The 23,683-nt window shown below is 46.2% G+C and carries 20 protein-coding genes and 1 other RNA gene; 15 read left to right on the top strand and 6 right to left on the bottom strand.

The genetic code is table 11. The features are described 5' to 3' along the window. Positions 1-283 precede the first annotated feature (283 nt). From KIO97_RS25450 to KIO97_RS25440, 3 genes are all read left to right on the top strand, one after another. A complete protein-coding gene (locus KIO97_RS25450) occupies positions 284-1,390 on the top strand; it encodes an efflux RND transporter periplasmic adaptor subunit (RefSeq protein WP_285384292.1) in 1,107 nt (368 codons plus the stop codon). Beyond that, on the top strand, positions 1,390-4,503 hold the full coding sequence (gene vmeF, locus KIO97_RS25445) for a multidrug efflux RND transporter permease subunit VmeF (protein ID WP_285384291.1): 3,114 nt from the start codon (positions 1,390-1,392) through the stop codon (positions 4,501-4,503). The genes KIO97_RS25450 and vmeF overlap by 1 nt, the downstream gene beginning before the upstream one ends. Before the next feature lie 227 nt (positions 4,504-4,730). Continuing rightward, complete coding sequence (locus KIO97_RS25440; protein WP_045373245.1) at positions 4,731-4,928, top strand: hypothetical protein; 198 nt, start codon at positions 4,731-4,733, stop codon at positions 4,926-4,928. A 104-nt stretch (positions 4,929-5,032) separates the two neighbouring features. On the opposite strand, the gene KIO97_RS25435 is transcribed toward KIO97_RS25440, so the two are convergent. Further along, on the bottom strand, positions 5,033-5,608 hold the full coding sequence (locus tag KIO97_RS25435; protein ID WP_005431656.1) for a porin family protein: 576 nt from the start codon (positions 5,606-5,608) through the stop codon (positions 5,033-5,035). Positions 5,609-5,811: 203 nt separating this feature from the next. Between KIO97_RS25435 and KIO97_RS25430 the strand changes: the two genes are divergently transcribed. After that, positions 5,812-6,129 (top strand): DUF1244 domain-containing protein, encoded by a 318-nt coding sequence (locus KIO97_RS25430; protein ID WP_005431642.1) that lies wholly within the window; start codon positions 5,812-5,814, stop codon positions 6,127-6,129. 78 nt (positions 6,130-6,207) lie between these two features. Here the strand turns inward: KIO97_RS25430 and KIO97_RS25425 are convergent, their stop codons facing one another. After that, positions 6,208-7,302 (bottom strand): PLP-dependent cysteine synthase family protein, encoded by a 1,095-nt coding sequence (locus tag KIO97_RS25425; protein WP_005431662.1) that lies wholly within the window; start codon positions 7,300-7,302, stop codon positions 6,208-6,210. Between the two features lie 145 nt (positions 7,303-7,447). Between KIO97_RS25425 and KIO97_RS25420 the strand changes: the two genes are divergently transcribed. Further along, positions 7,448-7,915, top strand: coding sequence for an Lrp/AsnC family transcriptional regulator (locus KIO97_RS25420; protein ID WP_005431675.1), 468 nt, complete (start codon positions 7,448-7,450; stop codon positions 7,913-7,915). A 56-nt stretch (positions 7,916-7,971) separates the two neighbouring features. Here the strand turns inward: KIO97_RS25420 and tesB are convergent, their stop codons facing one another. Beyond that, positions 7,972-8,832, bottom strand: a complete 861-nt coding sequence (gene tesB / locus KIO97_RS25415) for an acyl-CoA thioesterase II (protein WP_038891543.1) — start codon at positions 8,830-8,832, stop codon at positions 7,972-7,974. A gap of 167 nt (positions 8,833-8,999) precedes the next feature. Between tesB and KIO97_RS25410 the strand changes: the two genes are divergently transcribed. Further along, on the top strand, positions 9,000-9,434 hold the full coding sequence (locus tag KIO97_RS25410) for a YbaY family lipoprotein (RefSeq protein ID WP_285384290.1): 435 nt from the start codon (positions 9,000-9,002) through the stop codon (positions 9,432-9,434). A gap of 38 nt (positions 9,435-9,472) precedes the next feature. Here KIO97_RS25410 and KIO97_RS25405 read toward each other — a convergent pair whose 3' ends face one another. Continuing rightward, positions 9,473-9,775: a DNA base-flipping protein gene (locus KIO97_RS25405; RefSeq protein ID WP_005529865.1), complete on the bottom strand. Its 303-nt coding sequence runs from the start codon at positions 9,773-9,775 to the stop codon at positions 9,473-9,475. 271 nt (positions 9,776-10,046) lie between these two features. Between KIO97_RS25405 and KIO97_RS25400 the strand changes: the two genes are divergently transcribed. The 4 genes from KIO97_RS25400 (at position 10,047) to KIO97_RS25385 (ending at position 14,055) form a co-directional block, all read left to right on the top strand. Then, the gene (locus KIO97_RS25400; RefSeq protein WP_045373240.1) at positions 10,047-10,790 is read left to right on the top strand and encodes a hypothetical protein; all 744 of its coding nucleotides are present in this window, start codon (positions 10,047-10,049) and stop codon (positions 10,788-10,790) included. A 170-nt stretch (positions 10,791-10,960) separates the two neighbouring features. Then, entirely contained in the window at positions 10,961-12,958 is a 1,998-nt protein-coding gene (locus KIO97_RS25395) for a GGDEF domain-containing protein (RefSeq protein WP_050906006.1), read from the top strand. Between the two features lie 142 nt (positions 12,959-13,100). After that, positions 13,101-13,197: signal recognition particle sRNA small type (ffs, locus tag KIO97_RS25390), an RNA gene on the top strand. 123 nt (positions 13,198-13,320) lie between these two features. Beyond that, positions 13,321-14,055 (top strand): RNA methyltransferase, encoded by a 735-nt coding sequence (locus tag KIO97_RS25385; protein WP_285384289.1) that lies wholly within the window; start codon positions 13,321-13,323, stop codon positions 14,053-14,055. A gap of 242 nt (positions 14,056-14,297) precedes the next feature. Here KIO97_RS25385 and fdxA read toward each other — a convergent pair whose 3' ends face one another. Further along, positions 14,298-14,621 (bottom strand): ferredoxin FdxA, encoded by a 324-nt coding sequence (gene fdxA, locus KIO97_RS25380; RefSeq protein ID WP_005431654.1) that lies wholly within the window; start codon positions 14,619-14,621, stop codon positions 14,298-14,300. A 230-nt stretch (positions 14,622-14,851) separates the two neighbouring features. Here fdxA and KIO97_RS25375 point away from each other — a divergent pair, with 230 nt between their 5' ends. The 5 genes from KIO97_RS25375 to udp all read left to right on the top strand — a co-directional run bounded on the left by KIO97_RS25375 (position 14,852) and on the right by udp (position 22,236). Beyond that, positions 14,852-16,471 carry an NAD(P)/FAD-dependent oxidoreductase gene (locus KIO97_RS25375; protein ID WP_005431643.1) on the top strand — a complete coding sequence of 540 codons (1,620 nt, stop codon included), beginning with the start codon at positions 14,852-14,854 and terminating at the stop codon, positions 16,469-16,471. Positions 16,472-16,814: 343 nt separating this feature from the next. Further along, positions 16,815-17,234 carry a CBS domain-containing protein gene (locus tag KIO97_RS25370; protein ID WP_005431646.1) on the top strand — a complete coding sequence of 140 codons (420 nt, stop codon included), beginning with the start codon at positions 16,815-16,817 and terminating at the stop codon, positions 17,232-17,234. Between the two features lie 63 nt (positions 17,235-17,297). After that, entirely contained in the window at positions 17,298-18,749 is a 1,452-nt protein-coding gene (locus tag KIO97_RS25365; RefSeq protein ID WP_285384288.1) for an MATE family efflux transporter, read from the top strand. 100 nt (positions 18,750-18,849) lie between these two features. After that, positions 18,850-21,156 (top strand): zinc/cadmium/mercury/lead-transporting ATPase, encoded by a 2,307-nt coding sequence (locus KIO97_RS25360; RefSeq protein WP_285384287.1) that lies wholly within the window; start codon positions 18,850-18,852, stop codon positions 21,154-21,156. Between the two features lie 321 nt (positions 21,157-21,477). Further along, positions 21,478-22,236, top strand: a complete 759-nt coding sequence (udp, locus tag KIO97_RS25355; protein WP_005437517.1) for a uridine phosphorylase — start codon at positions 21,478-21,480, stop codon at positions 22,234-22,236. Between the two features lie 155 nt (positions 22,237-22,391). Here the strand turns inward: udp and KIO97_RS25350 are convergent, their stop codons facing one another. Then, positions 22,392-23,552, bottom strand: coding sequence for a DUF1887 family protein (locus KIO97_RS25350; protein ID WP_005431680.1), 1,161 nt, complete (start codon positions 23,550-23,552; stop codon positions 22,392-22,394). Between the last annotated feature and the right edge of the window lie 131 nt (positions 23,553-23,683).

Here is a 23,683-nt window from a genome sequence, read left to right as displayed (position 1 = left end):
AGGGTATTTTTATACTTAAGATTTGTTTTCCCAACACATCTCTCAAGTGCGGAGCGCATCATAGCAAACTCGCTCCGGCTGTAAAGCGTTTTTCTTACGTTTTTACGTTGAATGCTGCCTTTTTGGGCAAAGATGGCAGAAAGTCAGCGTTTTGTATGTCGTTTATACAAAAGAGAAACTGACTTTTTACTTGAATTTACACTACTTGACGTTAGGCGTCGTATCAACTGATAAACTGTATTCAGTTTAATGACATAAGTTTATCTAATTAGTAGCCAAAATTATGAGTATGAGAGCCACTTTATCCATTTTAACGCTTTCTATTTTAATGGCATCACCAGCCGCTTTTGCAGCAAAACGTGGTCCATCGACAGTTACCGTGGTAACTGAGCAAGTAGAGACGCATCAAATCAACCAGTCTTTATCACTGATCGGCAAGCTTGAAGCTGCAGAGTCGGTGGTTGTTGCTTCTGAGGTTTCAGGCAAGGTGAAAGAGATCGCCGTAAAAGCCAACCAAAACGTGCAACAAGACCAGCTTCTTATTCTGTTAAACGACGATAAAGCACAAGCAGCTTTAATAGAAGCAAAAGCGTACCTGAAAGATGAACAACGTAAGTTAAAAGAGTTTCAGCGCTTGGTTAAACGTAATGCCATCACTCAAACTGAAATTGATGCACAAAAAGCGAGCGTAGAGATTGCCGACGCACGTCTTGACGCAGCGAAAGCCAATTTATCGGATCTAAATATCAGTGCACCTTTTGCCGGTACCGTTGGTTTTATCGATTTTAGCCGAGGAAAAATGGTCAGCGCAGGCTCAGAGCTACTCACTCTGGATGACCTATCGGTGATGGAATTGGATCTCCAAGTTCCGGAGCGCTATCTCTCTATGCTATCGGTAGGAATGGATGTACATGCTACCACTAGTGCGTGGAGTGGTTTGGACTTTGTCGGTAAAGTAACGGGTATCGATACTCGTATCAGTGCGGAAACTTTGAACCTTCGCATCCGTATTGAATTCGACAACCCTGAAAATCACCTGAAGCCGGGCATGTTGATGCAAGCGGCCCTCGTATTCCCTACTATTGAAGCGCCAATTATCCCAGTTCAAGCCTTGGAATACTCAGGCACTAAACGCTTTGTTTACGTGATTGATGAAAACAATAAGGCGAAGCGTCAAGAAGTGTTCCTTGGAGCACGTGTCGACAACGAAGTTGTGATTGAATCTGGTGTAGAGATCGGTGACAAGATCGTTGTGCAAGGCATTGTGAACATGCGCGATGGTGTTGAAGTCAAAGAGATCGTCGCACCTGGTAAAGCGAAAACGGCCGACGCAAATGGTGAGAAGAGTGTGAAAGGCTCGCAAGACGAAGCGGCTAAGGAAGCGAACTAATGTTACTTTCTGACGTTTCCGTTAAGCGCCCCGTTGCGGCGTTGGTATTGAGCATGCTGCTGTGTGTATTCGGTTTTGTGTCGTTTACCAAGCTTGCAGTACGTGAAATGCCAGACATCGAAAGCCCGGTTGTATCGATCAGTACTCGTTACGAAGGCGCTTCTGCAACCATTATTGAAAGTCAAATTACGTCGGTACTGGAAGATCAACTTTCGGGTATCAGCGGTATCGATGAAATCAGTTCCACCACGCGAAACAGCATGTCGCGTATTACTATCACCTTTGAATTGGGCTATGACCTCAATACCGGTGTCAGTGATGTGCGTGATGCGGTTGCTCGAGCTCAACGTTCATTACCGGATGAAGCCGACGACCCTGTAGTATTCAAGAACAACGGTTCGGGTGAAGCTTCCCTCTATATTAACCTTAGCTCGTCTGAGATGGACCGCACTCAGCTGACTGATTACGCCGAGCGTGTCCTGATGGATCGCTTTAGTCTGATCTCGGGTGTTAGCTCCATCGATCTGTCTGGTGGTTTGTATAAAGTGATGTACGTGAAGCTCAAGCCAGATTTGATGGCGGGGCGCTCGGTCACGGCATCTGACATTACCTCTGCACTTCGAAGTGAAAACTTAGAAAGCCCAGGTGGTGAAGTTCGTAATGACTCAACTGTAATGTCGGTGCGAACCGCACGTACTTACAACACGCCAGAAGATTTCCAATATCTCGTGGTGAAACGCGCAAGTGATAACACGCCTATTTATTTAAAAGACGTAGCGGATGTGTTCATTGGTGCAGAAAACGAAAACTCGACCTTTAAGAGTGATGGTGTGGTTAACATCAGCTTAGGTGTGGTGCCTCAGTCTGATGCAAACCCGCTAGAAGTGGCGCAGTCGGTACGCTCTGAAGTCGATAAGATTCAGAAGTTCCTGCCGGGCGGGACTCGTCTTGCGATTGACTACGATGCTACCGTTTTTATCGAACGTTCGATTGACGAGGTTTACAGCACCCTCTTTATTACCGGTGGTCTGGTAATTCTGGTTCTGTACATCTTCATCGGTCAGGCGCGTGCGACTCTGATTCCGGCGGTGACGGTACCCGTTTCACTGATTTCCTCGTTCATTGCGGCTTACTACTTTGGCTTCTCTATCAACCTGATTACTTTGATGGCGCTGATCTTGTCTATCGGTCTGGTTGTGGACGATGCCATCGTAGTAGTAGAGAACATCTTCCACCATATTGAGCGTGGTGAATCACCATTACTGGCGGCTTATAAAGGTACGCGAGAAGTAGGCTTTGCGGTTATCGCAACCACGTTGGTTCTTGTGATGGTATTCCTGCCGATTTCCTTTATGGATGGCATGGTCGGTTTGCTGTTTACTGAGTTCTCTGTATTGCTGGCTATGTCGGTGATCTTCTCGTCACTGATTGCCTTGACACTTACACCTGTTCTAGGAAGTCAGATCCTCAAAGCGAACGTGAAACCTAATCGATTTAACCAAGCGGTTGATAAATTGTTTGCTAAGTTGGAAGCGGGTTACCGCAAAGCGCTGCGCGGTGCGTTAAAAGTTCGTTGGGCGGCACCTTTGGTTATCGTTGCGTGTATGGGCGGCAGCTACGGCTTGATGAATCAAGTACCGGCACAGTTAACCCCACAAGAAGACCGTGGTGTTATCTTTGCCTTCGTACGTGGTGCGGATGCAACGTCATACAACCGTATGTCGGCAAACATGGACATCGTAGAAGATCGTTTGATGCCGCTTTTAGGCCAGGGTTTCCTGAAATCATTCAGCATCCAAACGCCAGCGTTCGGTGGCCAGGCGGGTGACCAAACGGGTTTCGTTATCATGATCCTTGAAGATTGGAACGAACGTGACGTCACTGCACAAGAAGCGCTGAACCAAGTACGTAAGTCATTGGCTGGCATTCCTGATGTTCGTGTTTTCCCATTCATGCCGGGTTTCCGCGGTGGCTCGAGTGAACCTGTTCAGTTCGTGCTCGGCGGCTCGGATTACGATGAGCTTTTAGTCTGGGCGGAAATGCTTAAGAACAAGGCTGAAGAATCACCAATGATGGAAGGTGCGGAGATTGATTATTCTGAGAAAACACCAGAACTATTAGTCTCGGTTGATAAGCGTCGTGCCGCAGAACTTGGTGTGAGTGTTCAAGACATCTCTGAAACGCTAGAAATCATGCTTGGTGGTAAGAGTGAAACTACTTATGTCGACCGCGGTGAAGAGTATGATGTTTACCTACGCGGTGATGAAAACAGCTTCAATAACGCGGCAGATTTAAGCCAGATATACTTGCGAACCACGAGCGGTGAGCTGGTGACATTGGACACGGTAACCAAGATTGAAGAAGTGGCGGCATCGATTCGTTTGTCTCACTACAACAAGCAGAAGTCGATCACTATTACTGCGAACTTGTCGGAAGGCTACACTTTGGGTGAGGCATTGGACTTCCTTGATCAAGAAGCGATTGATAACCTCCCGGGTGATATTTCAGTGAGTTATTCTGGTGAATCAAAAGACTTCAAAGAGAATCAAGCTAGCGTAGCGGTCGTATTCGCATTAGCACTGTTAGTGGCGTATTTAGTACTGGCAGCGCAGTTCGAAAGCTTCGTTAACCCGCTGGTGGTAATGTTCACTGTCCCGATGGGTGTATTTGGTGGCTTCCTCGGTTTGGTGGTGATGGGCCAAGGGATGAACATCTACAGTCAGATCGGCATGATCATGCTGATCGGTATGGTAACCAAGAACGGCATTTTGATCGTTGAGTTTGCTAACCAGTTGCGTGACCGCGGCATTGAGTTTGAAAAAGCGATCACGGATGCGGCAGCACGTCGTCTACGCCCGATCATGATGACAGCATTTACTACTTTGGCTGGTGCGATTCCACTGATTATGTCGACTGGTGCGGGTTATGAAAGCCGTGTGGCTGTTGGTACCGTTATCTTCTTCGGTATGGGCTTTGCGACGTTAGTTACCCTGTTCGTTATCCCTGCGATGTACCGTTTGATCTCTGCGAAGACGCGTTCACCTGGCCATGTCGAAGCTGAGCTTAATAAAGCGCTGAGTCACGATACGAAAGGGCGCATTGCGCATCCATAAGTTACCTCAGTAAGATGTTGAAATGAAAAGCCGAACGATTTTTGTTCGGCTTTTTTAGTATTTTTCACCTGGCTACTTATGGATCCAACAATAATTATTGGTTATTATTTCGCCACTTCTTCGAGGGGCATCGGACTCGCTCATCGTGTTTGACCGAATGACGTGTCTTAGCAGGCAAGGTATCCGAGGATTGATGCTTTGGCTGACGTTGCTAATGAGGTGTTCCCTTGAAAAAATTCCGTGGTAGCTACATGGTTGAAATGGTTTTGGTTGCAGGTGCTATGGCACTACTGGCAACAACAGCATTACCGAAGTTAACGGACGCGATTCAAGATCGCCAACAAAGCGTTCTGACCTCTCTTGATGCTGGCCAGCAAAGTAGCCATGTTAAGCAAGAGACTGCCGGCAAGTTTTCAGAACAATAATGGCTAGCATTGCTCCCTAATAAACAGATTTAAGAAAGCCGAGGTGTTTACCTCGGCTTTTTTGTCTTCAATTCTAAGTAGTAGATCCAGTTTAGAAGGTTTGGTTAGAAGCGTTTACCCAAACTTACTTGTACACCTTCATAACTGTCGTAGAAGTCATCAAAACCCATGTCTGCAACGTTGTAAATGTATTCAGCACGTAGCCAGATATCTTTACTCATATCCCAGTGGATACCTGCACCGATGTTGAACAGCGCGCCAGTATCATCTGCTACTTTTTGTTCGTTTGGTACGTACATTTCAGCTTGAGTGCCAAGCGCTGTTACGCGACCAAACAGTGAAAGTGGCGTATCGCCCAAGTTATCACTCGTGACCACAGCGGACATACCAGCTTGGTAGTAGTGAAGGTCTAAGTCGGTTTTTAGAGCATCATTCTTAAGTTCATTTTGTGAATAGCGCAGTACCCCTTCAAATGCGAGGTATTGGTTTACATGATAACCCCAGCCAACCGTAATGTGAGGTGTTGACCAACCACTGTCGCGATCAGAACCAAAATCCGGCGTATCAAAGCCGACATTACCTGTACCTAGGTATAGGTAGGATTGATGGGTTTGCTCTTGAGCGGCGAAAGTTGGCAGACTCATGGTCAATGCAGATAATAATAGGATGGCGTTTTTCATAACTTGGCGATAACCTTTGTGAAAGACCGTTTTTAGAATTAGTATTAATTTAATCAATAAGATAACTGGCAGTTATCATATCAGTCTTTTGGGTGAGTGCGGGGGCTTTAGAGAAAAATTTGTAGTAATGGCGCAAATTTCAGACCCATCAAACTTACTCACTTCGATGTGATGAACTGCGAGACAAATAAAAGGAAAGTAAAGTGGCTGAATTCAAATACAAAAATCTAACCCAAGAAGAGCAAGACAAACTGGACGCAGCGACATTTCGCCGTCTATTGGCGCATTTGGATGCAAACAAAGACGTGCAAAACATCGACCTTATGATCCTTGCTGGCTTCTGTCGTAACTGTTTCAGTAAATGGTACAAGGCAGAAGCGGAAGACCTTGGCGTGGATATCGACATCGATGACGCTCGTGAACGAGTTTACGGCATGACCTATGATGAGTGGAAACAAAACCACCAACCAAAAGCGACACCAGAACAACTGGCAGCATTTGAAGCACGCCAGAAGAAGTAGCGCTTCTTAGAGTAGATCAAACATAATAAAAAACAGCCCGCTGAATGAGCGGGCTGTTTTTGTATGTGACGTCTGATTTTATTCAGTGATTGGGCTACAACATGCTGGTTCAACGCAACCTTTTGCTTGAACGGTTTCAAGCTGTGCTAGGTAAGGTTGAATGTCACCGATGTTTTCTTTTACCCACTCAGTGTTGTAGTAAGTATCAAGGTAACGTTCTCCTGAGTCACACAGTAGCGTCACGATAGAACCTGTCTCACCGCGTTGCTTCATTTCACATGCAAGCTGAAGTACGCCGTATAGGTTGGTACCTGTCGATGCGCCAACTTTACGACCAATCAAGCCAGATAACCAATGTGCTGTTGCCACACTTGCCGCGTCAGGGATTTTGCGCATTTCGTCTACAACGCCAGCGATAAAGCTAGGTTCTACACGTGGGCGACCGATACCTTCGATCTTGCTGCCGTTTTCGCCCTTGATGTCTGCGTTGCCAGACTGGAAGTAGTCATAGAACACAGAGTTATCAGGATCAACCACACACAGTTTTGTGTCGTATTTTTGGTAACGGATGAAACGGCCAATCGTTGCTGATGTACCACCAGTGCCTGGGCTCATTACCACCCAGCTTGGGATTGGGTGATCTTCTAGCTCCATTTGGCTAAAGATTGAGTTCGCGATGTTGTTGTTACCACGCCAGTCAGTTGCACGCTCAGCGTAAGTAAATTGGTCCATGTAGTGACCGTTTAGCTCTTTCGCTAGGCGACGAGACTCGTCATAAATTTGGTCTGAGCGGTCAACAAGGTGTGCTTTACCGCCGTAGAATTCGATTTGTTCAATTTTCTTACGCGCTGTGGTTTTTGGCATAACCGCGATAAATGGCAAACCAAGTAGGCGCGCGAAGTACGCTTCAGAAACGGCAGTACTGCCTGATGATGCTTCGATCACTGTGGTTTCTGGACCAACCCAACCATTACAAATCGCGTAAAGGAATAGCGAACGCGCCAAACGGTGCTTCAAAGAGCCTGTTGGGTGTGTGCTTTCATCTTTTAGATAGATGTCGATGCCTTCGAGAGATGGTAGGTCTAATTTGAATAGGTGAGTGTCTGCTGAACGTTGAAAATCTGCTTCGATTTTGCGTACAGCATTGTTGATCCAGTTGTGGTCAGTACACATAACGTGACTCCTCGAAAATTTGTAGGGTAGTTGTTTTTGTCTTTAGAGATAATCTACCTATAACTACAGAGAAAAACTTTGCTATTATTGTTTTGTTATTCACCTTTGGTAGAAAAGTTTTCTCTAAATCAGGAAATAGCTAGGAATGAGCTTAGACAAAATCGACAAACAGTTACTTTCTTTACTACAAAACGACGGAACCTTGTCATTAAATGACTTGGCCGAGCGAGTCAATCTCACCACCACACCTTGCTGGAAGCGTTTAAAAAAGCTCGAAGATGAAGGCTATATCGAGAAGCGAGTGGCGTTGTTAAGTGCTGAGAAGCTGGATTTATCGTTTATTGCATTTGTGCAGCTCAAAACCAGCGACCACTCAGAAGATTGGTATCACCATTTCGTGACGACGGTCAGTGATTTCCCTGAAGTGATGGAGTTTTATCGCATGGCGGGGGAGTACGACTACATGATGAAGGTTGTGGTAAAAGACATGAAGCGTTTTGATGAGTTCTATAAGCGACTGGTCAACAGCGTAAAAGGCTTATCCAATGTGACCTCTACTTTTGCGATGGAGCCGATCAAATACACCACCGAACTGCCATTGTACGGGGTTTGAGCCAACCCAACAAAAAAGGAGTACGCTGGTACTCCTCTTAAGTTCAATACGATGCGTTATTTGGTAAAGCGCATCACACCTTCCTGAACTGCGGTCGCAACAAGGTGGCCTTGCTGGTTGTAGATCTCACCACGAACCAAACCTCGCGTATTGCTCGCTGTCGGGCTTTCAATTGCGTACAGTAACCATTCATCCATCTTAAATGGTCTATGGAACCAGATAGAGTGGTCAATGGTGGCGACTTGGAAGTTTGGTGTCATTAAAGACACTTCGTGTGGATGAAGTGCGGTGGTCAAAAATCCCCAATCGGATGCGTAGGCCAGCAGGTATTGGTGAATCAGTTGGTTCTCTGGCATCTCTCCGTTAGCGCGAATCCAAAGGTATTGCTTTGGTTCGGTTTTCTTTGGATTGAGTGGATTGACGATGTTAACCGGGCGAGTTTCGATCGGCTTTTCGCCACAGAATGTTTTGCGTAGGCGCTCGGGAAGGAACTCGGCAATATGGCTTGCAAGCTCGGTTTCCGAAGGGAAATGCTCTGGCCCAGGAATATCAGGCATGGTGTTTTGGTGATCAAACCCAGGTGCATCACCATGATAAGACGCCGTTAGGTAGAAAATCGGACGACCATTTTGGATCGCTTTGACTCGACGAGTGCTGAAGCTGCGGCCATCGCGTAGGTTCTCAACGTCATAGATGATTGGTTTCTCTGGATCACCAGGGTACAAAAAATAACTATGGAAGGAGTGTACGGTGCGCGCATCTTCTACGGTGTAACGCGCTGCAGATAGCGCTTGTCCAATAACCTGACCACCATAAACTTGAGGTAAACCTAGGTTCTCGCTTTGTCCGCGGAACAAGCCTTCTTCTAGTTTTTCGAGTTGTAGTAGGCTGAGTAGCTCTCTTAATGGTTTACTCATGATGTGTCCTCACCTTATTTTTATCGTTGCTTCAATTATGAAACAAAATCAACTGTTTGGTAATTTCTAACTTAGTCAAACTATTGTCAAATACATCGTCGTACAGCAGACAGTTTTATAATCTCCCTCTATAATTAGCGCGAATTGATACACCCGTTGAGGAAACTATGAAAAAAACACTACTACTTGTTACTTCTTTACTATTCGGTGCTGCACTAGTGGGTTGCCAAACTTCTCAAACAACAGAAATGGAATCAACTGAGGCGTCTATGAAGACTATTACAGGTACAGTGGCTTACCGTGAGCGTATCGCACTGCCTCCACACGCAGTTGTGACCGTCGCGCTAGAAGATGTTTCTTTAGCGGATGCGCCGGCAAAAGTGCTTGCGAAACAAACGTTCGAAACAGAGGGTAAACAAGTACCTCTAGCATTTGAGCTAAGCTACAACAGCAACGATATTCAACCAAATCACCGTTACAGCCTGCGTGCTCGTATCGAAGTGGATGGCAAGCTACGTTTCATAAATGATACAAACATCCCAGTGATTACTGATGCTGAGCAAACGCATGAAGCAAATATTCGTCTGGTTGGTACACGTTAATAGTTAACTGTTAACCCAATGGATTTGAAAATGGCAGCCTAAGGCTGCCATTTGTATTTTCTGAGCGACACTTTTCCGATTTCAGACACTTCAATGCCTTCCGCTTCAAGCTTTTGCTTTTGTCTTTCAAGGTCTCGGCCTTTTAACGAAATCTTGCCCTGACTGTTGATGACGCGAAACCATGGCAGTTTGCTGCCTTCCGGTAAATTTCCAAGCGCTTTACCGACGTGTCTTGCGTAGCCCGGATAGCCTGCCATTTTTGCGATCTCACCGTAAGTCGAAACTCGCCCGTTAGGAATTTGGTGAATTACAGCAAAGATTTGCATTAAAAATTGGTCCATACTGAAGGTGTCCACTGTTGTTTACCAAGGAATGGTAATACACAAGACTTGTACTTCGCTATCAGTTCTTGCTCCTTAACATCATTTGCTGCTCATCTCTCTCCGCCGTTTTTGTTGTTTCTTTTTTGAGCCGCAATTGATCATTCGAGTAAGTTAGAAAGACAAAAACAAGCTCTCGCTTAGTTTACATATAGACCCGCTCAACGATTTTTAATGCCCAGTTTGACATGCCGTTGAGTTACCAAGTTGGTTGGGGAAGCCAGGAGGCGCTATGATTTTTTCGACACTTCAATTTCTTGTTACGACTCTTCTTGCCGTGGTGTGCGCTCGTGCCATCAGTTTGAGCGAAGGAGAGATTCCGGTTCTCGCCTTAATGATTCCCGCATTGTGGATATTACCGCAAGGTGGCCTTGCAGGTCTGATTCTGCTCGGCGCCATGACTGTTTATGGCGTGACCTTATCAATGCAGCCGATTGCGTTATCGGTGGGCGTCCTGATCCTTTTCCCTTTACTCATGGTGGTTTTCTCTCGCCGCAGTTCGTTGGGTGTTTTACTTACGGCAGGCTTGATAGTGCTGACTTTGCAAGTGGGCATTATGGTTACGCAGCAAGCAGGCAAGTTAGATGGCTCTGCTTGGCTCACGATGGTGCAAACCCTTTCGGTGATCGTCATGTGGTGGGCGGCAAATCATTGGAAACCTTCAGAGAAGCATAGCTGGTGGTCATTACTGTTACTCTTGCCGTTGTGGCTGGCTGATCTGCCTTATGCAGTTCTGGTTGCACTGAGCATCACTGGTATTTTGGCGTCGATGGAAGCGCTGACGAAGATTAAAAATTCAATGCGCTGGGGGAAACTACTTTGCTGGACATTACCGACGGTCGGCTTTGCGGCCTTGGTTGTCAGCCCAAATATTGATGTGCCAAACCCTGTATTCGTGGTTTGGATATGCTTACTTGGTACCGCTTGGATGACGGACTACATCTTACGTAGTAGTGATGAGCAAGCGGAATTATAAAATAGTTGCAGCTGCACTGATTAAATAGTGACCCGTGCGGCAGACTATTGATTTGTTTATGAAATAATAGGCCGGATGTTATATGTTCGGCCTTTCATATTTATTGTGTATTTAATAATAAAAATTCAATCTTAATCCCAAGTATATTGGGTCTTTTAGAAACGTTAGTCATGGTTAAAGTAGTTCAAAGGCTGTTGGTTTTTGCTTGCTTTCTATTGAGCCTGAGTCTCAAAGCAGAACCAGAGCATGTCTCCCATTATAAGGTAGCGACAGAAGCGGATGATGTCGTTACACGTGTCCTGTTTGATGCGGTGGCGGAAAAATTTGATGTGTCAATTGAATATGTTAATTATTCGAGCTTTGATGGGATTTTAGATTCTGTTGCCCGCGGTGATAGTGATTTCGCTGCGAATATCACTTTCACTCAAGAACGCGCTCAGAAGTTCAGTTATTCACGCCCAACCAATATTGAATACACCTATCTTTATGGTTTGAGCGGCATGACGCTGAGTGAAGCGAATGTTGTTGGTGTGCCTAAAGGCACCATCTACGAAGCGCTGATCCAGCAAAACTATCCAGAGTTGCTCCTAGTACCATATCAAGGGCATGAGGAAGCGGTGTCATTGCTTCGCTCTCGTAAGGTTGATGGCGTAGTGGATGCCATCAACCAGCTCAAGCCTATGCTATTAGAAGGGTTTGATGCGACACTGCTGAACGACCATATCTCAATCAAACCCGTTTCTATTGTGAGTCAGAAAGGCGCACACCTTGAAGTTCTTGCACAGTTCGCTGACTTTATTCATAGCGAAGACGTTCAGAAATTGCTGCGAGAGAAGGTAGCCTTGTACCAATTCAAACTGAGACAAACCGCGTTACGTGAATCAATTAAGCAGTTGCCTATCGATCTCGAAAAACCGTTTACGATTAAATTTGAATCTATTTTCCCTTATGTGGTTTATCGCTCGGATGGAAGCGTAGAGGGGATGACCGCCGATGTGGTGCTTAAGAGTTGTGAAATCTTGGCTCTGAATTGCGTGGTGATCAGCAAACCAAACGAGAGCTGGGAATCGATGTATAACCAGTTCATTGAAGGGGAGTTCGATATGCTTGCGCCGCTGACCATCAGCCGTGAGCGACGTGCGTTCAGTTACTTCCCTGAGTACCATTATCAACCAACCTCTGTGATGGTAAAACGCCTTGGATACAAGCCAAATGTGTATTCTCATGTGTCGCAATTGATATCAGAGCGCATTGGTGTCGTGAAGGATGATTTCTTTGATCAGATGCTGACGCAAATGTTGCCATTAAAGGAACTCAATCGTTTTGATTCACAGCAGGCGATGTTGGATGCGCTACTTGCCAGAGAGATTGACTACATTGCAATGGACACCGCGATGCTCAATCACTTCCTGCGTCTTAGTGAATTGATTCCTATTGAACAAGATGATGCGATTGGTGAGTTCTACCAGTCTGAATTGTCTGTTGGTTTAACGAATAATGAACGTGGCAAAATTCTCGCTCCGTATTTTAGTCGTGCGATTTCTATGTTGGATCTGGAAAAGATTGTTGCCCAATACGACTTGAGGCCAGACTGGCGCACGGCATTGGAGTACGAAGTTCGCTTAGCCACCCAAACGCAAGCGGTGTTTATTTTTGTACTGGTGTTCGCTCTGGGTGTCAGTCTGTATTTGTACCGTCAGTCGAACACCGACAATTTAACTGGGCTTAGAAATCGCCGCTCTTTACAGGTGAAATACCGCCAAGGCGTACCGAAAGATCTTGCTATTTTGTACCTTGATATCAATAAATTTAAGCAAATCAATGATACTTACGGACACAGAGCCGGGGATAAGGTACTGCAGTTGCTGTCGCTAAAAATACATCGTGTATGGACGGGCAGGAGCTATCGTATTGGTGGTGACGAGTTTATTTTGCTCGGCTATCCGACGGAGATGCAGTTAGCGAGGGCAATAGAAGAGCTCAACTGCCTGGAGGTAAAAGAGGAGCTATTTGGTGATTTAAGCCAAGTAACGATTTCAGTTGGTGTTTCTGCTAAGCGTGAGCGCAGTGTTAGTCTTGAACAAGCATTGCACCTCGCAGATGAAGATATGTACTCAAGTAAGCAAGCCTCTCGTGATTGCAAGGAATCAACCCCTTGTCTAGTTTGAACCTAATGCGCTGAATTGACCGAGTTTTGTCCAAACGGAAGTGAAAAGGAGAAAATCGTCGCTTTAGCCCTTGCAATCCGACAGGCGATGCTGAATAATCCTCACATCATTTGAGACATGCTCTCAAAACAGAATTATGGGGCCTTGGTCCTCTCGCAACAATAGCTCGTGAACTCGGTCAGGTCCGGAAGGAAGCAGCCGCAGCGTGTGACTTGTGTGCCGGGATGTGGCTGGGGTCCCACCCTTTAAAAGCCTCGCTTATACAGCGAGGCTTTTTCGTTTCCGGCGTCTCTTTTTGTTCATTTCACTTTATTCTATAATCTGGCGCTCTAGTTCATGCCATTTTCACCTGGGATATTTTCATGATTTCAAAAAACCAACTAAAACTGCTTCGTGCTTTGGGTCAAAAGAAGCAGCGTAAAGCGCACGGCTTATTTCTGGTTCAAGGTGAAAAGAATGTACTGGAATTGGCGAACAGCTCGTTAAGTGTAAAGCAAATCTTTGCAACCGCTGATTTTCTAGAGCAGCACAGCCAAGAACTCAATGGTTTCGAGTGCATTGAAGCGTCACTGGATGACCTAACCAAAGCAAGTACGCTAGTGAGCAACAATGCAGCCATTGCTGTGGTTGAAATTCCAAACGTAACAGTGCCACAGGCAAAAGGCTTGATGATCGCATTGGATGGCGTTTCTGATCCGGGCAACCTAGGTACGATCATTCGCGTTGCGGATTGGTACGGTATCAAGCACATCATCGCGAGTACGGATTGTGCCGACCCATATAACCCGAAAACCATTAGCGCAACCATGGGCAGCTTTGGTCGTGTGCAAGTGAGTCTAGTGGATTTACCAAGCTACTTGGAAGATGCAAACTTGCCGGTGTATGGCGCTTTCCTTGAAGGTGAAAGCGTGCACAAAACGGAATTCTCAGCAGACGGCATTTTGTTGATGGGTAGTGAATCTCATGGTGTACGTGAGGCGGCATCGAAGTTTGTGACCGATAAAATCACTATTCCAGCGTTTGGTGGTGCTGAGTCGCTAAACGTAGCAATGGCGACAGGTATTATTCTGGACAACATGCGTCGTCAGAACAGCTAGAAGAAACATTCGATCAGAGAAACGAGATTCCCGACTGAGCTCCTTCGTCGCTATCGGGAATGACGAGCCTGTTTTTAATCGGGGTCAAATGGGAAGCTAGGTGCCGTTGCTAAACGTATCCTAGGCAAATCATCGAAGGATTTTGATGGTGTTTGTGTTTACCCATCGAAAAGATCACCCCGCCTCTGAATGTCATCCTCGAGAGGGAGGGACGACCGAGTCGGGGATCTCTTGCTTGCGGCTTATTTTTCTAGCATGTCCAACTTGTTCGGCACACCATTCCACTTTTCTGCTTCATCCATTGCTGGCTTCACTTCGGTTTGTACCGGCCAGATTTCAGCAAGTTCTGCGTTGAGCTCTTTGTAGATCACTTGATCTTCTGGTAGCTCGTCTTCTTGGAAGATGGCGGCAGCGGCACATTCGTCCACGCACAAGCCACAGTCGATGCATTCAATCGGATTGATTACCATAAAGTTCGGGCCTTCGTGGAAGGCATCAGCAGGGCATACCGCGACACAGTCAGTGTATTTACATTGGATACAGTTATCGGTTACGACAAACGCCATGATAATCAGCTCTTAAGTTAGTCAAAATTGAAGAATGGGGATAATACTCATCCCAAGACAAAATTCAACATTCGCTACGTTAATTCCGCCGCGCAACTTGGATTTAGTATGACAGACAAATCAATTTCTCGTAAAATGCGCGCCATTGTGAGCTGACCATCTTTTTTCTCCTTAGATATGGAGGGAAACGTGTGGCTTTGGCTAAGACACCTACCATAACGAGACATCACATGATTCGTATTAATGAAATTAAACTTCCTCTTGATCATGAGGAAGGCGCGCTATTGGACGCGATTACTAAAAAGCTTGGCATTGCTGCTGAGAAAGTTATCTCTTTTAATGTCTTTAGACGCGGCTACGATGCTCGTAAGAAAACCAATATTCATCTTATTTACACGCTAGATATCATCGTTGAAGGTGATGAAGAAGCGTTGCTAGCGAAATTTGAAAAAGATCCGCACGTTCGCCAAACACCAGATATGGAATACAAGTTTGTAGCGAAAGCACCAGAGAACCTAACAGAGCGCCCAGTGGTGATCGGTTTTGGTCCTTGTGGTCTATTTGCAGGCTTGGTTTTGGCTCAAATGGGCTTTAACCCAATCATCGTTGAGCGTGGTAAAGAAGTACGTGAGCGTACTAAAGACACGTTCGGCTTCTGGCGTAAGCGCACACTAAACCCAGAATCAAACGTTCAGTTTGGTGAGGGCGGTGCAGGTACTTTCTCTGATGGTAAACTTTACAGCCAAGTGAAAGATCCAAACTTCTACGGTCGTAAAGTGATCACTGAGTTTGTAGCAGCAGGCGCACCAGAAGAAATTCTATACGTAAGTAAGCCGCACATCGGTACCTTTAAACTGGTTACCATGATCGAAAAGATGCGCGCGAAAATCATCGAACTAGGTGGTGAGATTCGCTTTAGCACTCGTGTTGACGATCTGCATATGGAAGATGGTCAAATCACAGGCGTAACGCTATCAAACGGTGAAGAGATCAAATCTCGTCACGTAGTACTAGCGGTAGGTCATAGTGCTCGTGATACCTTTGAAATGCTGCACGACCGTGGCGTTTACATGGAAGCGAAGCCGTTTTCTGTTGGTTTCCGTATCGAGCACAAACAATCGATGATCGACGAAGCACGCTTTGGTCCAAATGCAGGCCACCCAATTCTTGGTGCGGCAGACTACAAACTGGTTCACCACTGTAAGAATGGCCGTACGGTTTACAGCTTCTGTATGTGTCCAGGTGGTACTGTTGTTGCGGCAACTTCTGAAGAAGGTCGCGTAGTAACTAACGGTATGAGCCAATACTCTCGTGCAGAACGCAACGCGAACAGCGCAATCGTTGTGGGCATCTCTCCAGAAGTCGATTACCCGGGTGATCCGCTAGCGGGTATCCGTTTCCAGCGTGAACTAGAATCGGGCGCTTACGCACTAGGCGGCGAGAACTACGACGCTCCAGCACAGAAGATTGGTGACTTCCTTAAAGGTCGCGATCCAAGTGCGCTGGGCGATGTTGAGCCATCATTCACTCCGGGCATCAAACTGACTGACCTATCAAAAGCGTTACCGGCGTTTGCTATTGAAGCGATTCGTGAAGCAATTCCAGCATTCGATCGTAAGATCAAAGGCTTTGCTTCTGAGGACGGCCTACTGACTGGTGTTGAGACTCGCACGTCTTCTCCAGTTTGCATCAAGCGTGGTAAAGACTTCCAGAGCATCAACTTGAAAGGCTTCTTCCCTGCGGGTGAAGGTGCTGGCTACGCGGGTGGTATCCTTTCTGCGGGTATCGATGGTATTAAAGTAGCGGAAGCCGTTGCTCGTGACATCGTTGAAGCAATGCAAAACGCATAATTTTATTGCGTGATAATACAATGAAAGCCAGCCTGATTTGGGGCTGGCTTTTTTGTTTGTACTGCATAGCTAGTTATTTCTTTTTGGTCTTTCTGTGTTGACTCGTTTCTGACTCGAATGATTTCAAGCTTGTATATTCTTTGCTCGCAGCGAAATAGTTTTTCCACGTGACTTTAAATAAATATGCAACTGTATATCTATAGGTTTGTGTTATGTATTGATTTGGATAAAGATCAATAGACAGCACCTATAAATAAAATTGCTAATTTCCATTTAGTAAAATCAAGAAATTAGACGACACTTATCTTAAAGGCAGCAAAAACGTGCCGCTAAGGAGATAAGAATGCACTCACTTAAAGTTAAAGATTATATGACGTTACAGGCGGTGACTTTCACCAAGGACATGTCGTTGACGGCGGCTTTGGACAAGGTGATGCAAAGTGTTACTCTAGGTGGACCTGTGATTAACGAAAACGAGAAAGTCATTGGATTCCTTTCTGAGCAAGACCTTTTAGACAAACTCGTTAAAGCCAGTTATCACTGTCAGGATACACACACGGTAGAAGAGTGTATGCATGACGATGTTCTGTCTGTGTCGCCAGAAATGTCTATTATCGAACTGGCTGACATGATGCAGATAGGTAAACCTAAAATGTATCCTGTGGTCGATGATAAAGAGAAGCTCGTCGGTGTGATTACAAGACGCGATGTATTAAGAGCTATCGGCAAAACGCTAAACGAATGTTTCCAACATCCCGTTTAATATCAAAATAATAAGTATTAAGACGAAAGACGCTTCGGCGTCTTTTTGTCGTTGAGGAAGAGTATGTCTACGCAAGACGCGAAGTTTGTCCAAGGTTCTACGATGCGCCACATTCTGGTGATGTCTGGAGCCGGTTCCGTTGGTTTGATGGCTCTGTTTGTTGTCGATTTACTCGATATGCTTTTCATCAGTATGCTGGGGCAGGTGGAGCTGGCTGCTGCCGTCGGCTTTGCAGGAACGTTGATCTTCTTTTCCACTTCAGCCTCTATCGGCACGTCGATTGCCATGGGCGCCCTGGTATCTAAAGCGATTGGCGCAAAGGACTTTGAACGCGCTAGGCTGACCAGTGGCAGTATCATGTTGGTTGCTTTTATGATCAGCTTGGTCATCACCATTGGTATGTACATTCATATCCCAGAGCTATTAACGGCCATCGGTGCTGAGGGTGTTGCTGCTGAGCGTGCTGAAGCGTACCTCAACATTCTATTGCCAAGTGCGCCGATTCTGGCATTGGGTATGTCGGCAGGTGCCGGTTTGCGAGCCGCGGGTGATGCAAAGCGCTCTATGTGGGCAACTTTGGCTGGTGGTATTGTAAACGCGATTCTCGATCCATTGTTTATCTTTGTCTTTAAATGGAACGTAGAAGGGGCTGCAGCGGCTTCGGTGATCGCCCGTTTCACAGTATTGGCTTTCTCCCTTTATCCGCTGATCAACGTGCACAAATTGGTGTCTCTTCCAGACTTCGATATCTTCAGAAATAATCTCAAACCTATCTTGGCGATCGCTATACCGGCCATTATCACCAATACTGCCACACCAATTGGTAATGCGATTGTGACCACTCACATTGCACAATTTGGTGAAGATTTTGTGGCAGGGTTTGCAGTGATTGGACGTTTAACGCCAGTGTGCTTTGCTGTTATTTTTGCGCTTTCTGGCGCGGTTGGCCCGATCATTGGGCAGAACTTCGGTGCGGAGCGTATGGATCGTGTTAAGCGCACTCTGACCGACTCTTTACTGGTGACTACGATTTACACCCTAGGTGTTTGTGCTCTGCTTTATGTACTGCAAGATTACATCGTAGCGATGTTTAGCCTAACGGGGGACGCCGCGATTATTGTTATCGCATTTTGCACCTATGTTGCCATTACGTTTGTCTTCAATGGGACTTTATTTGTCGCCAACACTTCTTTCAATAATCTCGGTAAACCGCTTTATTCCACGGCGTTGAATTTGGGTAAAGCAACAATTGGTACTCTGCCTTTTGTTTACTTTGGATCGCAATGGTATGGCGCGCTTGGTGTGTTATATGGGCAAGCAGTGGGTACGATAGTGTTTGGGTTGCTGGCGCTAGTCGTGCTGAACAAACACATTAAAGATCTGATGCAAAACTTCGGAGAAGAAGACATTGAAGACGATCCTGCGATCACTTGCGTCAATACTCAGCCTTTTTGTTCCCATGATGCGGTGTTGATAGATGAAGTAGCGACCGCTTTGGAAGATGAGAAAGCATAAATTTCGTGAAATGCACATAAATACACTTGACCTTGGAGTTAGCTCTAAGGTTTATTCTTAGTGATAAATAGAGACTTATCACCAATAAGGAAAGTGAATTATGTGTACGAAACATCAAGGTTGCCAAACAGGCAAAGTCAAATCTGCGGTGGCGCTAGGAGCAAACGATTCTTGCTGCGCGCCAGCAAAACCAACGCTTAATATTACGCAAGCAACCGTCGTAACTTCTGAAGATTCTTGCTGTAGCGGCGGAAGCTGTAGCTCGGATTCTGTTGAAGACGAAGGCCCTGCCGAACCCCTTGAATCCTCCATTCGTCATAGTTGGCTAGTATCGGGCATGGATTGTCCGGCCTGTGCTCAAAAGCTAGAAAAGGCCATTTCTTCTGTTGAGGGTGTCACAAATGCCAAGGTCTTGTTCGCGACAGAAAAGTTAGTGGTCGATTTTGATAATCGTGCGTTGGCTTCTGTCATCGAGCAGGTTTCTCAGCAAACTGGCTTCCCACTGACATCGACAGATGCGCCCAAACCAAAAGCAGAGAAAAAGGGTTGGTTGGGCGTTATTAAAGACAATGTTCAAATCCTATCCATTGCAGGTGCGATGGCGTTTGCTGGCATCATTTCTGACTTCAATCCAACGCTGAGTACTTGGCTATTTACTTTAACCTGTTTGCTCGGCTTATACCCTGTTGCGATGAAAGCGGTCAAGTTGGCTCGTACTGGTACGCCATTTGCGATTGAAACATTAATGAGTGTGGCGGCGTTAGGTGCGCTTTACCTCGGTGAAACCGCTGAAGCGGCGATGGTGCTATTGCTTTTCCTTATTGGTGAAAAGTTAGAAGCATATGCATCATCTCGTGCTCGTAGCGGTGTTCAAGCTTTGATGGATCTTGTTCCAGAGAACACAACGCTGATTGTAGATGGTGAACGTCAAGAAGTGCCTGCGTCACAGCTACAACCGGGTGATGTGATTGAAGTTGCGCCTGGCGGTCGTATGCCAGCTGATGGCCTGCTGATGACTCAAGCGGCGAGCTTTGACGAAAGCGCATTAACGGGCGAGTCCGTTCCAGTAGAGCACAATGAAGGCGGTAAAATCATGGCAGGTGCCGTGGTTGTCGACAAAGTCGTGCAAGTGAAAGTGACCTCTCGCCAAGGTGAGAACGCGATTGACCGTATCCTACATTTGATTGAAGAAGCGGAATCACGCAAAGCACCACTTGAACGTTTCCTAGATAAGTTCAGCCGTTGGTACACACCATTGATGATGCTTGTTTCTCTATTAGTCATCATCACACCGCCATTGTTGTTTGCTCAACCTTGGGAGACGTGGGTATACCGTGGCTTAGCATTGCTGTTGATCGCATGTCCATGTGCGCTCGTCATCTCTACACCAGCGGCGATCACTTCTGGTTTGGCGGCAGCGGCAAAACGAGGCGCACTGATCAAAGGTGGTGCAGCGCTTGAACTATTGGGTCGTGTTGAATCTGTAGCATTCGATAAAACTGGCACTCTGACACAAGGTAAACCGCAAGTAACTGATGTGGTGCCGTTTGATGTGACGGAAGAACAACTACTGAGCTTGACCGCTTCGATTGAGATTGGCTCAAGCCACCCGCTAGCAATTTCTTTGGTGAACAAAGCGCAAGAGCAAGGCATCAACATTCCTGAAGCTGCAGACAAAACCGCGCAGGTTGGTTCTGGTGTGACAGGGCTTGTTGAAGGAAAATTGGTTCAAGTGATTGCACCATCGAAAGCTGACTTCCCAATCTCACAACAGGTAGAGCAGCAAGTCTTGGCGTTGGAAGGACAAGGTAAAACCGTGGTTATCGCACGCCACGATCACGAAGTGATAGGTTTGATTGCTTGGCAAGACACGCTTCGTCAAGATGCTCAACAAGCCGTTGCTGCATTGAAGAAACTGGGTATTTCATCTGTGATGCTAACAGGTGACAACCCTCGCAGTGCTGAAGCAATTGCGAACCAAATTGGCCTTGATTACAAAGCAAGTTTGCTACCAGCAGACAAAGTGCACTACGTAGAAGAGATTTCAGCGCAGCACACGGTTGCGATGGTAGGCGATGGTATTAACGACGCACCAGCGATGAAAGCTTCAAGCATTGGTATTGCGATGGGCGGTGGTACTGACGTTGCACTCGAAACTGCCGATGCCGCGCTGACTCACAATCGTTTGATCGAGCTAGCTGGTATGATCGAGCTATCTCGTGCGACGCTGAACAACATTCGTCAGAACGTGGCGTTAGCATTAGGCCTAAAAGGTGTGTTCTTAGTAACAAGCTTACTGGGTATTACCGGTTTATGGGTTGCCGTTCTTGCCGACAGTGGTGCTACGGCACTGGTCACACTGAATGCACTGCGTCTGCTTCGCTTCGAATCAAAACAAGTGAAGTAGTATCAACCTTTCGTACATCTTTGAATGTTGAATAAATAGCCCGAGGTCATCGTACCTTGGGCTTTTTTCTGTCCTGAAGGTGGAGATAACAAAGGTGAATGATTCGTTTGGTAAATCACTCATTGGTATGCAACGAAATGATCTTATGGCTCCAAAAGTGTGATCAAAACCGTTTTTATTTGAAAGTGTAGATTTATTACATTGTTTCATTGTGACTGTGATCACTCAATGTTAGTGAAAGGTTCGCTACAGTGCATCTGTACCCAACAACTTATTAATGAGCTTATTGTTTACAAAATAAGCCACAACAAGGAGCGACTTATGTCTCAAGCTGTATTCCATTTAGGTGTTACTGAAGCGGATCTTAATGGTGCTACTCTAGCAATCATTCCAGGCGATCCAGCACGCGTACAAAAAATCGCTGAAGAAATGGAAAACCCAGTATTTCTAGCAAGTCACCGTGAATACACGCTATACCGTGCAGAGCTAGACGGTAAACCTGTTGTGGTTTGTTCTACTGGTATTGGTGGCCCATCTACTTCTATCGCAGTAGAAGAGTTGGCACAGCTTGGCGTTCGCACTTTCCTACGTGTAGGTACTACTGGTGCAATCCAACCACACGTAAACGTGGGTGACATGATCGTTACTACAGGTTCTGTTCGTCTAGACGGTGCGAGCCTACACTTTGCTCCAATGGAGTTCCCAGCAGTAGCAGATTTTGAAATCGCAACAGCAATGAAGGCAGCGGTTGAAGAGTCTGGAGCAACAGTTCATATGGGTGTGACTGCTTCAAGTGACACTTTCTACCCAGGTCAAGAGCGTTACGACACTTTCTCTGGCCGTGTTGTTAAGCGTTTCCAAGGTTCTATGCAAGAGTGGCAAGACATGGGCGTTCTGAACTTCGAAATGGAGTCAGCAACACTGCTAACTATGTGTGCAAGCTCAGGCCTGAAAGCAGGTTGTGTGGCGGGTGTAATCATCAACCGTACACAAAAAGAGATTCCAGATCATTCAACGCTGAAAGAAACGGAAGCTCGCTCAATTAAAGTTGTAGTAGAAGCAGCGCGTAAGATGCTTTAAGCACAACATTTAGTTGGCATTTAAACAAACGGGAAAAGCCAGAGGTTCGCCTCTGGCTTTTTCTATCTGGCAGTGTTGCCGGAGTATTCAAACAACAAATCTGCCGCAATAAAAAAGCAGCTCGAGGCTGCTTTTTTTTGATCGGATGTTAACGATTAGATTTCGTCAGAACCGCCAGCGGCTTTAAACCATGCGGTTAGGTGCGTTTTGAGATCTTTCAGCTCATCAGGGCCGATCAACGCTAAACCTAAGTCCTCTGCACGAGTGATGTCGTTGTGACGCAGTGGGCGGAAGCTAACTAGCATCGCTCGCGCTTGCAGGCCGCCTAATAAGTCACGTAACGATTCCAGCTTGTACAGGGTGTCATCGCCATCATCACGCATGCCTTTCGTCTTACATTCAATGATGTGAAGCTTGTTGTTTACCACCGTTGCTACGTCAAGTTCATTGCGCACTTCGCTTTCACCGAGTTTGCGGTAAACCTGCACATTCAACGAACGGTCTTGGATCGTCGGCATGGTGTCTTGGATTTGTTTCACTGTGCTGTGCACCAGCGTTTCTAGCCATTCACCGTTAGAGAAACGGCGAGCATCTTCGTCAGCGAAGGTTAGAACACCGTTTTCGTAAGTGGCGATTTGCGCTTCAACCAAATCGGTCAGTAGCATGTTCAGCTCACGGTAGCCTTGTTGCTTCTCTGAAAGCTCCACATCCAGCTTTTGTTCTTTACGACAAGTAGTTGCAAGGTAGTTCAGTGTTGCAAGGCCAGGACCAAGCTCCAGCGCGTTAGATGCCCAGCGTTCACCCAGTTCGTAAAGCTTTTGATCGAGTTGAGGTGGGAGGTCTACGTGGTGGAATTCACCGCGTGCACCGAAAATAGTGAGGTAATCAGAAATCGTAATGTGGTCTTCCACTTGCGTGTCTTCTTTGCCATCTGGGTAAAGCCAGCACAGTTTGTCGCTGTTTGGTTCTACTACGAAGATTGGCCAGCGGTACGTACGGAAGACTTCGTACACGGAAAGCAGTCGGTGACGGAGGCCACAGCTTGCATTGAGTTTTACTTCTTCACCTCGGTCATGGAGGTCTTTTGCCAATTGATGGACAGATTGTTTGATCAGAGAAGTGTTTACTGCAGAAGGAATTTCAAAGAATTCAGACGTAATTTCTCGCTGCTCTAATACTGCGCTCAGTCGCTCGTACATATCGGATTGGCTTTTGTCGCCGATGAAGACGATATGTGTACTTACAGTGCGATTATCCAAAAGAGGAGTGACTAATCTCACTGGATCTTGGTCGATAATACCAACATGAACAGCCATAGGTTTTCCTTCTTATTTGGCTTGCTCGAAAAGAGAAAAGAAAAGGGATGAGCAAGCCATATAAACCATATGTAGACACAGCTCATAAAAAACAAGGGCGACTTCAATAAAAAGTCGCCCTTATACAGTTG

It is taken from the genome of Vibrio sp. B181a (assembly GCF_030248375.1).
Lineage (GTDB): Bacteria > Pseudomonadota > Gammaproteobacteria > Enterobacterales > Vibrionaceae > Vibrio > Vibrio campbellii.
This window is presented reverse-complemented; position numbering and strand designations above follow the sequence as displayed.

Coding starts and splice junctions, on each gene's coding strand:
- KIO97_RS25450 (WP_285384292.1), top strand. CDS start 284: ATGAGTATGAGAGCCACTTTATCCATTTTAACGCTTTCTATTTTAATG.
- vmeF (WP_285384291.1), top strand. CDS start 1,390: ATGTTACTTTCTGACGTTTCCGTTAAGCGCCCCGTTGCGGCGTTGGTA.
- KIO97_RS25435 (WP_005431656.1), bottom strand. CDS start 5,608: ATGAAAAACGCCATCCTATTATTATCTGCATTGACCATGAGTCTGCCA.
- KIO97_RS25425 (WP_005431662.1), bottom strand. CDS start 7,302: ATGTGTACTGACCACAACTGGATCAACAATGCTGTACGCAAAATCGAA.
- KIO97_RS25420 (WP_005431675.1), top strand. CDS start 7,448: ATGAGCTTAGACAAAATCGACAAACAGTTACTTTCTTTACTACAAAAC.
- tesB (WP_038891543.1), bottom strand. CDS start 8,832: ATGAGTAAACCATTAAGAGAGCTACTCAGCCTACTACAACTCGAAAAA.
- KIO97_RS25410 (WP_285384290.1), top strand. CDS start 9,000: ATGAAAAAAACACTACTACTTGTTACTTCTTTACTATTCGGTGCTGCA.
- KIO97_RS25405 (WP_005529865.1), bottom strand. CDS start 9,775: ATGGACCAATTTTTAATGCAAATCTTTGCTGTAATTCACCAAATTCCT.
- KIO97_RS25400 (WP_045373240.1), top strand. CDS start 10,047: ATGATTTTTTCGACACTTCAATTTCTTGTTACGACTCTTCTTGCCGTG.
- KIO97_RS25395 (WP_050906006.1), top strand. CDS start 10,961: ATGGTTAAAGTAGTTCAAAGGCTGTTGGTTTTTGCTTGCTTTCTATTG.
- KIO97_RS25385 (WP_285384289.1), top strand. CDS start 13,321: ATGATTTCAAAAAACCAACTAAAACTGCTTCGTGCTTTGGGTCAAAAG.
- fdxA (WP_005431654.1), bottom strand. CDS start 14,621: ATGGCGTTTGTCGTAACCGATAACTGTATCCAATGTAAATACACTGAC.
- KIO97_RS25375 (WP_005431643.1), top strand. CDS start 14,852: ATGATTCGTATTAATGAAATTAAACTTCCTCTTGATCATGAGGAAGGC.
- KIO97_RS25370 (WP_005431646.1), top strand. CDS start 16,815: ATGCACTCACTTAAAGTTAAAGATTATATGACGTTACAGGCGGTGACT.
- KIO97_RS25365 (WP_285384288.1), top strand. CDS start 17,298: ATGTCTACGCAAGACGCGAAGTTTGTCCAAGGTTCTACGATGCGCCAC.
- KIO97_RS25360 (WP_285384287.1), top strand. CDS start 18,850: ATGTGTACGAAACATCAAGGTTGCCAAACAGGCAAAGTCAAATCTGCG.
- udp (WP_005437517.1), top strand. CDS start 21,478: ATGTCTCAAGCTGTATTCCATTTAGGTGTTACTGAAGCGGATCTTAAT.
- KIO97_RS25350 (WP_005431680.1), bottom strand. CDS start 23,552: ATGGCTGTTCATGTTGGTATTATCGACCAAGATCCAGTGAGATTAGTC.